The organism is Cellulomonas sp. P2_F12, assembly GCF_056403775.1.
On sequence record NZ_JBFUEV010000002.1, the window covers coordinates 570,990 to 585,539 of the forward strand.

Consider the following 14,550-nt stretch of genomic DNA (forward strand, 5'->3'; position numbering starts at 1 on the left):
GCGTCAGCCCTCGGCCCGGACGGCCGGTGCCGACGAGGGAGGCGGGCGACGATCCATGGCGCAACGCTAGCCGGACCTCAGAGCCGGACCCGCCCCGTGGACACCGGCACCGGAACCGGCGAGACGGCGCACGGGACGTCCGACCCTGTCTGCGACACGCGCCGGCCACGAGGCTGACGGTGTGCCGGGGCGTCTGAGCGTGTTCGACCGTGCCGAGCTGGCGACCGATGTCGGTCCCAGCCCGCGGAACGTCGCCGTCCTGCTCGTCCTCGACGGCCCGGCGCCCGATGTCGCGCTGGTCCGCGAACGCATCGCGCGGGCCGTCGCGCAGGAGCCGCGCCTGAGCGAGCACGTGCGCCGACGGGGGCTGGCCGCCCCGATCTGGGAGCCGTGCACGGTGGACCTCTCCCATCACGTCCGTGTGCGCGCGGCCCCCGGCGCCGACCCGGTCGCCGTCGCGGTCGAGGACCTCCTGCGGCCGATGCCGCCGGGCCGCCCGCCGTGGCGACTGACGATCGTCGACCTGGCGGACCCCGAGCGGTCGGCGCTGATCTGGACCAACGGGCATGTCCTCGGCAACGGACCGAGCATCCTCGGTCTCCTCCTCGACTGCCTGGTCGACGGGTCCCTGGCCGTCCCGTCGCGCTTCGCGGGCCGCCGCCTTCCGGCAGCCGGCGGCGACGAGCCGGGTCGTGTCGTGTCGCGTCATGTCGGTCGCTCGGGGAGGAGCCCGCTCGTCCGGCCCGTGACCGCCGGTCTCACCGCCGTCCCGGTGGACGTGGACGTCGACGACCTCCGGTCCGGTGCCCACGCCTGCGGGGCGACCGTCAACGACGCCCTCCTCTGGGCGTGGGGACGCGCCTTTCGCCGCGCGCACTCCGCGCGCGGCGGGCACGGCGGACGGTTCGTGATCTCCGTGCCGGTCACCTCTCCGGGGTCGAGGTTCGGCAACGACGTCGGCTCCCTGCGCGTCGCGGTGCCGGAGCCGGACCGCCCTGCCGCGGAACGGCTCGCTGAGCTCGCGTGCCACACCCGACACGTCAAGCGCCACATCCGGCCGTGGACGTGGGCACCCGCCGCGGCGGGGGCCGTACTCGTGCGCCGACTCGGCCTGCTGCCGACCGTGCTCCGGCGCCAGCGCCTCATCTCGACCGTGGTGACCTACGCGCCCGGGCCGTCCGAGCCGCTTCGGGTGCTCGGGACATCCGTCGTCGCGGTCGTCCCGCTCGTCCCCGTCGTCGGGAACGTGACCGCGCTCGTGGCGGCGACGTCGGTCGGCGGCCGGCTCTACGCCACGGTCGTGTGCTCCCCCGAGTCCGCAGACCAGGCCCGTTCGCTTGCCGACGACCTCGCCGCGGGGCTACGCGACATTGCGGCGATCGGCGCACGGCCGGTGTCCACGCACTGAGTCGAGATCGCTGGCGAGACCACCACGGGTTCCGCACGGCCTCGCGCTCGGGGGCGGAAGGACGGGACGATGCGCGCATGGGGACGACCAGCACGTCGCGGGTTCGCTGGCTGCGCTACGGGGCCGTCGTCGCGTTCGGGATCGGGTTCGGGTACGTCGAGGCGGCGGTGGTCCACTACCTGCGCCTGGCGCTGGGCACGGGGCTCGTCTACGACGCCCCCGTGCGACGGGTCTACCTGGACCTCGGGATCATCCGGTTCGTCGACCCAGTCCGCACGATGCTCGTCGACCCGGACCTCGCCCGCGCCGAGACCGCGCGGGAGGCCGCGACCATCGTCATGCTCGCCGCGGTCGCGGTGCTGGCGGGGCACAGGTTCTGGCACGGGGTGGCCGCGTTCTTCATCGCGTTCACCGTGTGGGACCTGACCTACTACCTCTTCCTGCGCGTGCTGACCGGGTGGCCGACGAGCCTGACGGACACCGACGTGTTCTTCCTCATCCCGGTGCCGTGGCTGGGACCCGTGGCCACGGCCGTGGTCGCGTCGACGGCAGTGTTCGCGGTCGCGTCGTGGAGCTACCTACGACCGGCAGCGTGGGCGGACCGACCCAGGGACTGAGCGCCGGTCAGGCCGTCTTGGCGTACCAGGCCTCGTTGATGGTGCGGTTCACCACGATCCGCTGCCGGGTCTGGGCGACGACGCCGATCAGGGCCAGCACCAGCAGCAGCGCGTACCACCACCATCCGGCGTCGACTGCGCTGCTGAAGCTGCCCTCCGTGAAGTCGGCGGAGTTCAGCGAGCCCACCAGCAGCATCAGGCCGCCGACCACGCTGACGGCGCCGGCGATGGAGCTGACCACCGCGAGCACGATCATCGGCATGTTCCCCAGGACCGACACCAGACCGAGGACCGCGCCGATGGCGACGCCGACGAGCACCGCGAGCCAGTTCCAGTCGATCCCGAGGGCGACGACCAGGCCGGCCCCGATCACGTAGCCGAAGACCGCCATCGCGAGGATCACTGCCACCGCGTAGTAGAGGTAGGCGAGCACGGCGAAGACCAGGGCGAAGACCAGGCCCGAGACCCAGCCGAGCGCCGTGCCGAGGAAGCTCTCGTCCGCGAGCGAGGCGAACAGCCCCGCCCCGAAGGCGAACCCTGCGAAGAAGCCCCAGATGGGGAGGACGAGCCGGAGAACGAACTGCCCCGCGAAGAGCATCACGCCCCCAGCGACGATTGCGAGGATGCCCAACAGGATGTCCGCCATGACTGCAATGTAGGACTCGCTGCCGTCGATCCGTGCGAGTTTCGGGGTCGAGCCGCCCTCGAGCATCCCGATCCGGTGTCTGCACCTCCTATCCACGGCCCCCGGCTCGGAGTAGACCTAGGACGAATCGGTGCAAATGGGTGCACCGATGATCCGTCAGGAGGTTGGAGCCATGCCGAAGTTCATGGACGTTCACCACGGGATGACCGGCATCACGCCCGAGGCGCTCAGGGCCGCGCACCAGGCGGACGTCGACATCCAGGGCGAGGAGGGCGTCGACTTCCAGAGCGCGTGGGGCGACCCGGAGTCGGGGATGGTCTGGTGCATCTCGGAGGCCCCCGACGCCGATGCGGTCCTCCGCATCCACGAGCGGACCGGCCACCCGGCCGTCGAGATCTACCCGGTCCCGGTCGAGGCCTAGCGCCGCGGACCCACGAGGGATGGCACGACAAAGGCCCCGCACCAGCGATTCTGCTGGTCACGGGGCCTTCGTGGTGGAGCCGCCCAAGAGAGTCGAGCTCGTGCCGCGGCGCGTCCAGTGCCGTCCGCCGCGATGGCCGACGGCTCAGGCCGAGTTGATCCCGTGCTCGTAGGCGAAGATCACCGCGTGCACCCGGTCGCGGACGCCGAGCTTGGTCAGGACTCGGCCGACGTGGGTCTTCACGGTCGTCTCGGAGACCACGAAGGTCTCGGCGATCTCGGCATTGCTCAGCCCGCGGGCGATGAGCTCCAGCGTCTGGCGTTCGCGTTCGGTGAGCGTCGCCAGACGAGCGTCCTGGATGCGGCCCGAGGCGGGTCGGTGATCGAGGAACGTCTTGATCATCCGACGGGTGACCGTCGGCGCGAGCAAGGACTCGCCCGCGTGCACGGCCTGGATGCCCGCCACGAGCGTCTCCGGCTCGACGTCCTTGAGCAGGAAGCCGCTCGCCCCCGCCCGAAGCGCGTCGTAGACGTAGTCGTCCATGTCGAACGTGGTGAGCATGATGACCTTGGCGTGGCACCTCGGGTCGGACAGGAGCTGCCGGGTGGCCTCGATCCCGTCGGCGCCGGGCATCCTGACGTCCATCAGCACGACGTCCGCGGCGAGATCGCGGGCTCCGGCCACGGCCTGTGCGCCGTCGGCAGCCTCGCCGACCACCTCCAGGTCCGGCTCGATCTCGAGGATCATCCGGAAACCGCGCCGGACGAGCGCCTGGTCGTCGGCGATCAGCACCCTCGTGCGCTCGCCGGTCCCGAGACTCATGCGGCGGCCAGGGGAAGGGTGGCGAGCAGCTCGAAGCCGCCTTCGGGCCGTGGCCGGGCCACGAGGTCGCCGCCGTAGACCGAGACCCGTTCACGCAGACCCAGCAGGCCGTGGCCCGCCTCGGCGGGCGCATCGAGGTGCCGGCCGTCATCGCGGACCATGAGCTCGAGATGCTCCGGCGTGTACCCGATCGTCACCTCGGCCCGACTCGGCGAGACGGCATGCCGGAGCGAGTTGGTCAGTCCTTCCTGGACGAGCCGGTACGCGGTCAGGTCCAGTCCGGGGGCGAGCGGCTGGGCGTCGCCGGTGATCGACACCTCGACCGGCAGCCCGGCACTGCGGAACTGCTCGACCAGCCGGGACAGCTGGTCCATCCCCGGCGCGGGCTCCCGGGCGTCCACCTCGCCTTCCTCGCGCAGCACACCGACCATCCGACGCATCTCGGCCAGAGCCTGACGACCGGTGGACTCCACCGTCTCCAACGCCTCCCGTTCGACCACCTGGTCCTCACGGAGACGGCGTCGGACGGCGGAGGTCTGCACCGTCATGATGCTCACGCTGTGGCCGATGACGTCGTGGAGCTCGCGCGCGATCCTGTTGCGCTCCTCGGTGACCGCGCGCACGGCTCGCTCCTCACGGCGGAGGCGGCGTTGCTCGGCGTTCTGGGAGAGCACACGGAGCCAGGACCCGAGGAGCCAGGCGATCACCCAGGGGGACCACCACACCAGGGCGGCGGCCACCGACGTGGCGGCCACCGGGTCGAACCCGATCCACGCGACGCCGAGGACGACGATGAGCACGAGCCCCCACCACGCCGGCCGTCGGCGTTCCCACCGGGCCACGCTGTAGGCCGCGATCATCGGCGGCACCGCGACACCGAAACCCTCCGGCGACCCGACGGCCGCGAACTCGAGGACGTAGACGCCGACGATCGCCGCGAAGACCTCGAGCGGGTACCGCCGACGTCCGACGAGCAGCACCGCGGCCACCCCGTAACCGAGCGCCTGCGCCCAGTGCGGGCCCTGCCGATGCGTCGCGCCGGCACCCGCCCACGCCTCGAGCTGGCCGAGGACCAGGCACACCCCGGCGACCGACAGGTCGAACAGCGTGGAGCGCCGCGTCACACGCCGACGCTACCGCCGCCACCCGGCCGCTGACGTCCTCCTCGCGGAGGATTCCAGCGTCTGACCTGCGGATGAGGCTGGGATGCTCCGGCAGGCAACCCGATCTCGTGTCGTCGAGGGACGCGCTCGCACCACCCCCCGACCTAGCGTCGAAGCACCGCCCGATGCGGCCTGGCACGACTTTCCGACGACAACACTTGGAGGACACCGATGATCACTCGACGCACAGCGGGGGCCGCACTCCTGGTCTACGCGTTCGCTTCTTTCGCTGGGAACATCCTGCTCGCGGCGCCGGGCGGAGACTACGAGCCCACGCTGGTCGGCGACTTCGTCTCCAGCGGTCACTCGACGACTGCCTTCGCAGCGGCCTACCTCGGCATCCTGGGGTCGGTGGCACTGCTGCCCTTCGTGCTCTGGGCGCGGACCGAGCTCGCCCACCTCGGGGAGCTCGCGTGGGGCCTGGGCGTCGCCGCAGCCGCCACCGGGGTGGTCGGCTGGTTCGTCAACGGTGGGGTCGCGGTGGCCATGGCCGAGGGCGGGTCCGGCATCCGGGCAGGTGTGGCAGCCCCGACCGTCTACGCCCTGACGGAGATCGGCAACCTGCTCGCGTGGTGCGCGCCGGCACTCTTCGTGGGCATCGTCGCGATCCTGCTCTCCCGCACGACTGCGCTGCCTCGCTGGCTCCGCGTCTTCTCCGTCGTGGCCGGCGTGTGCGGAATCCTGGCGCCGTTCTACTTCACGTTCTTCGTCTACCTGCTGTGGGCAGTCGTCCTCGGGGTCACGTTGGTCTCGCGTCGCGCCCTCGTCGCGGCCCAGCCCCGACCGTCCTTGGTCTGAGAAGGACCCACCGGTCCGGCGAGCTCGCACGACAAAGGCCCCGCACCAGCGTTTCCTCTGGTCACGGGGCCTTCGTGGTGGAGCCGCCTTAGAGAATCGAACTCTTGACCTTCTCATTACGAGGTAGATTGAGAGATGCGGGCGGTGTCGGCGGTCATCGATCCGTGCAGGTCAGGCTGGAAGCCGTGTCCGGAGCCGTCCAGCGCGATGCGCTCGACCGCACATGGCTTGGCACCCAGCCTGGCACCCAGCCCGCGGCGGGGTGCCAGAGGCTGAGCGCTCGGGATCTACTCAGATCCGGAGGTCAGTCGTGGCCGCGAGCGCTTCGGCGAGCGCGTCTAGGACTGTCATGCCCTGTCCGCGCGCGTGGGCGTCGGCCCATTCGGTGGCGGAGAGCGCCGACTCCGCGGTGGTTCGGGCTTCAGAGATCCCGCGCTCAGCCCGACGGTCTGGGCGGAAACCCATTCGATCGCGTGCAGCGCCGCACGCGGCCAGCAGCACGGCTACGAACTTGGCGTAACCGATGTCGGCGAGAACGCCGGCGTAATCCTCGATCATCCACACAAGCAAGCCCGGACGGAGGTCGCGGGCCTCGTGCTGAAGTTGCGTCGACATCAGCTGATGAGCCTGGTTGGCGCGGCCGAGTTTCCAAACCGCGTCGGCGATGTTGTGGTCCACGACGGGCAGGTAGTGAAAACCGCCGTTCTCGTACGCCAGGCGCGCATCCTGGAACACTTCCAGGGAGGCTTCCCAGTTGTCATTGATTCCCTCCAGGTAGGCCAGGCGGTCGAGCGCGTTGCCTAGCAGGAGGTGGTCGTCCAGGCCTCGGGCGAGGTGCGCGGCCTCCTGGGATGCCTGTCGGCTCTCATCCATGTGGCCGAGGCTGGATTCGATGTCGCTAAGGCACACCAGAGCCCACGCGAACTCAGCGGTGTCCAGAGTCCGCAGCATCGTCAGGCTGCTTTGCGCGACCTCGTGAGCCCGGGACAGGTCCCCTCGATCCATCCAGGTGTACGCGTAGGCGTAGAGGCACTGACCATATTCAGCACTTTCGTCAGAGCCTGCACACTCAAGGACGGCCTCGAGCCAGCGCCGGGCCTCGGCCGCGTCGTACTCCCTCCATAACCCGCACAGCCCGACGAGTAGCGCTAGACCGAGCGCGGCGTGCTCTGCGCCCTGAGCATTGGGGGCGGCGGGTCGGGACTGAGGGGACGTGGCCCAGGCCAGGGCTTCCCGGAAGTTGTTCTGTTCCCGAAGGAACCGGCGGTTGCAGCGGATCATGTGCTCGCGGGTGGCCCACGTCAGTCGCCAGTCCAGCTGGGCGGCCACGTCGGCGAAGTGCGTGGCGTGCCGGAGCCGCACGGCGGTGAGCTCGCCGGCGTGCTCGAGGCTCTCGAGGGCGAATACCCGCATCGTCTCCATCATTGTGAATCTGGGCTCACCCTCATCGTCCTCAGTGACGGTGATCAGGCTGGCGTCGACCAGGTCGGCGACCACATCGATCAGGTCGCGGTCTCCGATGGTGTCGACGCCGTAGACCGCGGCCAGCCCGTCGAGATCAGCGCCGCCCGCGAACACGCCCAACCGGCGAAACAGCGACTGCTGGGCTGCGGGCAGCGCGCGATACGACCAGTCGATGGTGTCCCGCATTGCCTGCTGACGGGTCGGCCGGTCAGCATCGGTGCCGCGCAAGTCAAGCGCCTGGTCCAACCGGCTCAGCAGCGCACGTGGGCCGAGCAACTTGGACCGGGCGGCGGCTAGCTCAATGGCCAAGGGCAGACCGTCCAAGCGCCGGCATATCTCGGACACGTCCGCGGCGTTGTCGACGGTCAGCGCGAACGAGGCGCGCACCGCTCGGGCCCGGTCGACGAACAGCTGCACCGCAGCGGACGCCTCGGCCCCGCCGAGCGTGTCCGCGGCCGGCAACGGCAGAGGCGCCACTGCGTACTGATGCTCGCTGGTCAGATGCAGCGGTCGGCGCGAGGTCGCCAACACCACCACGCCCGGCGCCTCCCGCAGCAGGGTCGCCACCGCCGTATCGGCCCCGTCAATCTGCTCAAGGTTGTCCAGCACCAGCAGCGCGTGCAGGCCTGCCACGCCGGCGGACAACGCCTGCAGGACACCATCGCCAGCCGGCAGGTCCATCGCTCCTGCGATGCTGCCCCAGATCACATCGGCGGTCGTGACCGCGGCCAACGGCACGAAAAACACCCCGTCCGGGAAACCGTCCGCGACGGCTCGGGCGGCCGCGACCGCCAGCCGGGTCTTTCCCGACCCCCCCGGCCCGGTCAGGCTGACCAGCCGCACCTCTTGATCCCGCAGCAGCCTCGCTACCCCGCCCACCTCCATGTCACGCCCGAGCAGCGGTGTGGTCGCTATCGGCAGGCTCGAGATCGTCCCCACCGACCTCAGCGGTGGAAACTGCTCCGGGGTACCCGGGATTAACAACTGATACAGATGCTCGGGCAGATTCAGGTCCTTGAGCCGGTGCGCGCCCAGGTCTCTCAGGGTCACGCCCGCGGGCAGGCTCCGGGCGACGAGGTTGGCGGTGGCATCAGAGGTCACTACCTGGCCGCCGTGCGCGGCCGCGGCGATCCGCGCGGCACGGTGGACATCGACGCCAACATAACCGTCGTCGAAGATCCGCGGACTGCCAGTGTGGATACCCATCCGAACCCGAACCTGCTCCCCTTCCGGCCAGTCTCGGGCAACAAGAGCACGTTGCGCCTCCACAGCAGCCGCGACCGCAGCCTCCGCGGCCGAGAACACCACAAAGAAGCTGTCGCCCTCGGTGCCCATCTCGACGCCGTTGAATCTTGCCCATGCAGCGCGCTGCGCGGTTCGGGAACCATCCAGAGCCTGCTCATACGCCCGCCCCAACCGCGCCAACAACAGCGTGGACTGCTCGACGTCGGAGAACAACATCGAGACTGTCCCAGACGGAAGCCCGGCCACACTCCATCATGGCGCCGGACAGCCAGGCAGGCGACCCCCATTGGTCCTGGTCAAGGCGGTGACGCGCCGATGTGCCTGCCGCTGCTCGACGCGATCCGGGTGCCCCCCGACCGGTCGCGGCCGGCCGCGGACCCGGCCCGACGCGGTGCTGGCCGACAAGGCGTACTGCTCCCGGGCGATCCTGGGCCGAGCTACGCCGCGGACGGCGGTCCAACTCAGCGCGAGAACGTTTCGATGACCTTCTCACCGTGCGTGGGACGTCATGCCGGTCCCCAGCAGGTCACTGCGGACGTTTCTGCAGGTCAGCGAGTTTCGCGGCCGCAGACGAGGAGCTCGGAGAGCCGTCGAGCGCCCGATTTGGGCTCCCACTTGGCACCCACCTTGGCACCATACGGTCGTCGCGCGCCCTCACGACGAAGGCCCCGCGCCAGCGTTTCCGCTGGTCACGGGGCCTTCGGTCCGGAGCCGCCTAAGAGAATCGAACTCTTGACCTTCTCATTACGAGTGAGACGCTCTGCCGACTGAGCTAAGGCGGCGTCGTCGGGATCCATGGACCCCGGCGAGCCCGCTTACTGTACCCGGAGGACCCCCGGCCCTCCAAAGCGAGCCCGGAGAGACGGGTCACAACGTCCGCACGGGACGGCCCGGCGCGCACGCGATCGCCGCGGCGGCCAGGGCGACGGCATCCTCCGCGACCGCAGCGAGCAGGGCCGGCATCCGGTCGGCTGCCCATCCGCGCCACGCGGTGCCACCGAAAGCACCGGCCAGGCCACCCACGGCACCGGCGATCGCAGGGACGACCGGGCTCGCGTGGTCGCGGGTCGCCAGCATCGTCGCGCCGATGAGCCCGGAGCCGGCGCGGACCCAGGCGCCGCCGTGCTCCAGCCGGCTGGGCGCGGTCGGCAGCTTGTCCGCCACCAGCTCGCCGACGACGCCGAGTACGGCACCCGCTCGGACGGCCGGGCGGGCACCTCCCGTGATCGTCGGGGCACCGGGGCCGAGGGCCGACCGCGCGCCGGCGGCCCACCCGAGCAGGAGGCACCGCCCCAGCAGCCCGGCGGTCGGTCGTCGGCGGGCCGGACCGGCACCGCGCAGGTGGATCGGGAGGGACGCACTCACGGAAGCCGACATGCAGTCACCGTGACCCGTCGGGAGGCCCGGGGCAACCCAGGACCGCACCGGTCAGCAGCGGGTGCCCTCCGCCGGCACCGTGCCGCTCAGGAGGTAGGCGTCGACCGCGTTCGCGATGCAGGCGTTCGAGGAGCCGTAGGCCGTGTGGCCCTCCCCCTGGTACGTGAGCAGCACGCCGGACGAGAGGAGGCTCGCCAGCTGCTCGGCCCACGCGTAGGGCGTCGCCGGGTCGTTCGTGGTGCCGACGACGACGATCGGCGGGGCACCCTCGGCCGCGTACGAGTCCAGGCCGCCGACCTCGGGCACCGGCCACTGCGCGCACATCGTGCCGCCGAACGTGAAGAAGGCGCCGACCGTCGGAGCGGCCGCCTCGATCTTGGCGGCCTCCTGGCGCATGGTGTCGAAGTCCGCGGAGGCACGGGGGTCGAGGCAGTTGATGGCGTCGAAGGCGACCACCGAGTTGGTGGTGTAGGTGCCGTCCTCGGAGCGGTCGGAGTACTGGTCGGCGAGGAGCAGCAGGGTCGAGCCCGTGTTCTGCTTCAGCGCCTCGGTCAAGGCCTGCGTGAGGTACGGCCAGAAGGACTTGGAGTAGAGCGGGAGCGCGATGCCGTAGAAGGCGAGCATGGCGGTCAGCTCGCGGTCCGTGCCGGTGGGCAGGGGGTTGACGCGGGCGCGGTCGAGCAGGTCGTGCACCTGCGTGAGCCCATGGTCCACCGACCCGGTCAGCGGGCAGTCCGGGCCTGCCTGGCAGTCCGTGATGTATGCGCGCAGGGCACTCTCGAAGCCGACGGCCTGGCCCTCGGAGGCCTCGAAGGACGTCAGGTCGGGCGGCAGCGCACCGTCCAGGACGAGACGGCCGACCTTGTCGGGGAACAGCGCCGCGTAGGTGGCGCCGAGCCGTGTGCCGTACGAGAAGCCGAGATACGCGAGCTTGTCGTCGCCGAGGGCCGCCCGCAGGACGTCGAGGTCGCGGGCCGCGCTGATGGTGTCGATGTGCCCGAGCACCGGGCCGGTGTTCTGCAGGCAGGCCGCCCCCAGGCCGGCGTACGTGTCGATGGCGTCCTGGATGCCGGCGTCGGTCGAGTAGTCGTGGTCCGTCGCGATGATCGTGTCGAGCTCCGGCCCGTCGACGCACTGCACGGGGCTGGAGCGCTGCACGCCGCGCGGGTCGAACGCGACCAGGTCGTACTGCCGCTGGACGTCGGCGCTGACCAGACCCTTCACCTGATCCGTCCCCGTGGCCTGCGCGAGGAAGTCGACGCCCGACGCCCCCGGGCCGCCCGGGTTGAGGAGCAGCGACCCCAGGGGCTCGCCGCCCGTGGCCTTGCTGCGCGCCAGCGCGAGCCCGATCGAGGGTCCCGCGGGGTCGGCGTAGTCGAGCGGGACCTGCGCGGTCGCGCACTCGCCCTCGGGGCAGGTGGTCCACTCGAGCTGCTGCCCGTAGTAGCGCGACAGGTCGCCGGTCGCCTCGGCGGTCGGCGCCTCGGACGTCGCCCCCGGCGTCGGGCCTGCGGCCTGGTTCTTGGGCGCCACGCACCCGGCCAGCAGGACGGCGGCGACGGCGAGGAGTGCGACGAGACGGTGCCGTCGGTCGCGCGCGACGCCGGCAGGCGTGGCAGGGCTGACGGAGAGCGGCATGCGCAGAGGGTAGCCGTCGATGCTGGGTGCCCACCGGGACGTCCACGACCCCCCGACGAGGGTCACCCCTGCGGGCGCAGCGCCACCGCCATGGCCTCCACCGCGAGCAGCGGCGCCACGTTGCCGGCCAGCCGCGTGCGGGCCTGTCCCACGGCGTCCATCCGGCGGAGCGTCTGCTCGGGCGTGCTCGCCTCCGCAAGGGACCGGATCGAGGCGTCGTGCTCGACGTTGACCAGCTCGACGCCGGCCCCCAGCTGCACCACGAGCACGTCCCGGTAGAGCGAGAGCAGGTCGACCATCGCGCGGTCGAGGACGTCCCGTTGCGAGCGCGTGGCCCGCCGCTTCTGGTCCTCCTCGAGCTGCCTGACCTGGGTGCGCAGCGTGGGGGGCAGGGTCGCCGCGCCCTCAGCGCCCATGGAGCGCAGCAGCTCGGCGCGCTCGTCGGCGTCGCGCTGCTCCGTGGCGGCCTTGGCGTCGGCCTGCGCGGTCTCGACGAGCTCGCCGGCCGCCAGCACCGCGTCGCCGACCCCGCGGATCTTCGCCGCGATGCCCAGCACGGCCGCCCGCCGGGCGCGCGCCTCGGGGTCACGGGCCAGGCGGCGCGCGATCCCCACGTGGCTCTGCGCCGCGCGGGCCGCGATCGCCGCGACCGCCGGGTCCACGCCGTCGCGGGAGACGAGCAGGGCGGCGACGGCGTCGACCGGGGGCACGCGCAGTGCCACCGCGCGGCTGCGGGAGCGGATGGTGACCAGGACGTCCTGCGGGCTCGGCGCGCACAGGACCCAGACCGTCCGCCCCGCGGGCTCCTCGATCGCCTTCAGCAGCGAGTTTCCGCTGGTGTCGTTGAGCCGGTCCGCGTCCTCGATGATGATGACCCGGTGCCGCCCCTGCGCCGGCGCCCGCTGCGCCAGCTCGACCAGCGGGCGCGCGGTCTCCGCGCGGATGAACACCCCCTCGGTCGCGACGACGGTCACGTCCGGGTGCAGCCCGCGCAGGGTGGTCGTGCAGTCGTGGCAGACGCCGCAGCCGCCGGTGGCGCACTGCAGCGCCGCGGCGAACGCGCGGGCCGCGTTGGACCGGCCCGACCCCGGCGGTCCGGTGAGCAGCCACGCGTGCGTCATCGCGGACGGGTCCTCGACCGCGTGGCGCAGCACCTCGACGGCGGGCTCCTGCCCGATGACGTCGTCCCAGACGCTGGTCACGGCGTCAGGCCGAGGATGCCGGCGACCCGCTCGCGGATCGCCGTCGCCAGCTGGTCGACCGGCCAGGTCGCGTCCAGCACGAGCCAGCGCCCGGGCTCAGCCTCGGCGCGCCCGAGGAACGCCTCGCGCGTACGGCGGTGGAACTCGTCGCCGGCGCGCTCGAGCCGGTCCGGGTCGCCGGTGAGCCGCGACCGGCCCTGGACCGGGTCGAGGTCCAGCAGCACGGTCAGGGTGGGCAGCAGCCCGTCGACGGCCCACAGGGAGAGCCGCTCGACCTCGTCGGCACCCAGGTCCCGCCCGCTGCCCTGGTAGGCGACGGAGGAGTCGAGGTAGCGGTCGGTGACGACCACGGCGCCGCGCGCGAGCGCCGGCCGCACCAGCGACGCGACGTGGTGCGCGCGGTCGGTGGCGTACAGCAGCGCCTCGGTGCGGGCGTCGACATGGTCCCCGTGCAGGACGGCGTCCCGCAGCAGCTGCCCGAGCTCGGTCCCGCCCGGCTCGCGGGTCAGCACGACCTCGCGCCCCAGGCCCGTCAGCCAGTCGCCCAGCAGCCGCGCCTGGGTGGACTTGCCAGCGCCGTCGCCGCCCTCGAACGAGACGAAGAGTCCCTGGTGCAGCGGGGCGTCGATCGAGGTCACGTGCGTCAGGGTAGCCGCCCGCGGTGACAGCCCCGACGAGCCGGCGCCGGGGTCACTCGCCGGGGTAGCTCACGCCGATCAGCGACCGGACGGTGTCCATGGTCCGCAGGACCTCGAGCGTGTTGCCCCAGGTCATCCGCGGGCTCTCGGTGGCGCCGAGGGCGACCTGGCGGGCGACCTCCGCGGCCTCGTACTGCAGGCCCTTGGTGCCCGGCTGGTCGAACTCCCAGACGCGCCCGTCCAGGCGCTGCACCCGGAACGACGTGGGTGCGTAGAAGCTGCCCTTCACCACGATGTTGCCCTCGGTGCCCGAGATCAGCGCCATGGTCGGGGTCTTGGCCCACATGGTCGTCGACAGCGTGGCCTGCGTGCGGTCGCCGTACGACAGGACGATCGAGATCTGCCCGTCGACGCCCGTCGTGGTCAGCTGCCCGGTCGCCTGGACGTCGTCCGGGACGCCGAGGAAGTCGTGCGCGAACGAGACCGGGTACACGCCGAGGTCCAGCAGCGCCCCGCCGGCGAGCGCCGGGTCGAACAGCCGGCTCTTCGGGTCGAACGTGAACGCCTGGCCGTGGTCCGCGGAGAGGTTGATGATCTCGCCGATCTCGCCCGCGTCGATCACCTGGTGCAGTGCGTAGACGTGCGGCAGGAACCGCGTCCACATGGCCTCCATCACGAAGACCCCGGCCTCGCGGGCCGCCGCGAAGACCTCCTCGGCCTCCCCCGCGTTGCGCGTGAACGCCTTCTCCACCAGCACGTGCTTGCCTGCGCGGATGGCGAGGAGCGCCTGCTCCTTGTGCTCGGAGTGCGGGGTCGCGATGTAGACCGCGTCGACCTGCGTGTCCTCGACGAGCTCCCGGTAGCCGACGTGGGTCGTGGGGATGTGGTGCGCGGTGGCGAAGCGCTGGGCGCGGTCCTTGTTCCGCGAGCCCACGGCGACCAGCTGGGCGCGGGTGTGCGCGTTGACCGCGGACGCGAACGTCGCGGCGATGTTCCCGGCGCCGAGGATGCCCCAGCGGATCGGCGGTGCGGTGCGAGGGTCCTGCGCGCGGTCTGCCATGGGCGACAACCTAGCGCGCACGGCGACACCCGCGAGGCGGACCCCGAGGCG

13 protein-coding genes and 1 tRNA gene are annotated in these 14,550 nt (G+C 71.8%); 4 read left to right on the forward strand and 10 right to left on the reverse strand.

Translation table 11 applies throughout. The annotated features are described in order from the left end of the window. Positions 1-181 precede the first annotated feature (181 nt). Together AC1DWH_RS07435 and AC1DWH_RS07440 are read left to right on the forward strand one after the other, a co-directional pair. Positions 182-1,408, forward strand: a complete 1,227-nt coding sequence (locus AC1DWH_RS07435; protein WP_477093120.1) for a WS/DGAT domain-containing protein — start codon at positions 182-184, stop codon at positions 1,406-1,408. Positions 1,409-1,485: 77 nt separating this feature from the next. Continuing rightward, positions 1,486-2,025, forward strand: a complete 540-nt coding sequence (locus tag AC1DWH_RS07440; RefSeq protein ID WP_477093121.1) for a hypothetical protein — start codon at positions 1,486-1,488, stop codon at positions 2,023-2,025. 7 nt (positions 2,026-2,032) lie between these two features. On the opposite strand, the gene AC1DWH_RS07445 is transcribed toward AC1DWH_RS07440, so the two are convergent. After that, positions 2,033-2,671, reverse strand: a complete 639-nt coding sequence (locus AC1DWH_RS07445) for a DUF4203 domain-containing protein (RefSeq protein WP_477093122.1) — start codon at positions 2,669-2,671, stop codon at positions 2,033-2,035. 172 nt (positions 2,672-2,843) lie between these two features. Here AC1DWH_RS07445 and AC1DWH_RS07450 point away from each other — a divergent pair, with 172 nt between their 5' ends. Beyond that, positions 2,844-3,092 (forward strand): SCO4226 family nickel-binding protein, encoded by a 249-nt coding sequence (locus AC1DWH_RS07450; RefSeq protein ID WP_477093123.1) that lies wholly within the window; start codon positions 2,844-2,846, stop codon positions 3,090-3,092. Positions 3,093-3,236: 144 nt separating this feature from the next. Here AC1DWH_RS07450 and AC1DWH_RS07455 read toward each other — a convergent pair whose 3' ends face one another. Both AC1DWH_RS07455 and AC1DWH_RS07460 read right to left on the reverse strand, forming a co-directional pair. Beyond that, positions 3,237-3,914, reverse strand: a complete 678-nt coding sequence (locus tag AC1DWH_RS07455; RefSeq protein WP_477093124.1) for a response regulator — start codon at positions 3,912-3,914, stop codon at positions 3,237-3,239. After that, positions 3,911-5,038, reverse strand: a complete 1,128-nt coding sequence (locus tag AC1DWH_RS07460; RefSeq protein ID WP_477093125.1) for a sensor histidine kinase — start codon at positions 5,036-5,038, stop codon at positions 3,911-3,913. Before AC1DWH_RS07460 ends, AC1DWH_RS07455 begins: the two co-directional genes overlap by 4 nt. 210 nt (positions 5,039-5,248) lie before the next feature. Here AC1DWH_RS07460 and AC1DWH_RS07465 point away from each other — a divergent pair, with 210 nt between their 5' ends. Then, a complete protein-coding gene (locus AC1DWH_RS07465) occupies positions 5,249-5,875 on the forward strand; it encodes a hypothetical protein (protein ID WP_477093126.1) in 627 nt (208 codons plus the stop codon). Positions 5,876-6,166: 291 nt separating this feature from the next. Here AC1DWH_RS07465 and AC1DWH_RS07470 read toward each other — a convergent pair whose 3' ends face one another. The 7 genes from AC1DWH_RS07470 to AC1DWH_RS07500 form a co-directional block, all read right to left on the reverse strand. Continuing rightward, positions 6,167-8,830 (reverse strand): winged helix-turn-helix domain-containing protein, encoded by a 2,664-nt coding sequence (locus AC1DWH_RS07470; RefSeq protein ID WP_477093127.1) that lies wholly within the window; start codon positions 8,828-8,830, stop codon positions 6,167-6,169. Positions 8,831-9,293: 463 nt separating this feature from the next. Beyond that, positions 9,294-9,366 (reverse strand) — tRNA-Thr (locus AC1DWH_RS07475). An 85-nt stretch (positions 9,367-9,451) separates the two neighbouring features. After that, on the reverse strand, positions 9,452-9,961 hold the full coding sequence (locus tag AC1DWH_RS07480) for a hypothetical protein (RefSeq protein ID WP_477093128.1): 510 nt from the start codon (positions 9,959-9,961) through the stop codon (positions 9,452-9,454). Positions 9,962-10,012: 51 nt separating this feature from the next. Beyond that, entirely contained in the window at positions 10,013-11,599 is a 1,587-nt protein-coding gene (locus AC1DWH_RS07485; protein WP_477093129.1) for an alpha/beta hydrolase, read from the reverse strand. Between the two features lie 62 nt (positions 11,600-11,661). Beyond that, the gene (locus AC1DWH_RS07490) at positions 11,662-12,801 is read right to left on the reverse strand and encodes a DNA polymerase III subunit delta' (RefSeq protein WP_477093130.1); all 1,140 of its coding nucleotides are present in this window, start codon (positions 12,799-12,801) and stop codon (positions 11,662-11,664) included. Then, positions 12,798-13,430: a dTMP kinase gene (gene tmk / locus AC1DWH_RS07495; RefSeq protein ID WP_477093229.1), complete on the reverse strand. Its 633-nt coding sequence runs from the start codon at positions 13,428-13,430 to the stop codon at positions 12,798-12,800. Before tmk ends, AC1DWH_RS07490 begins: the two co-directional genes overlap by 4 nt. Before the next feature lie 61 nt (positions 13,431-13,491). Further along, positions 13,492-14,499: a Gfo/Idh/MocA family protein gene (locus AC1DWH_RS07500; protein ID WP_477093131.1), complete on the reverse strand. Its 1,008-nt coding sequence runs from the start codon at positions 14,497-14,499 to the stop codon at positions 13,492-13,494. Positions 14,500-14,550 lie beyond the last annotated feature (51 nt).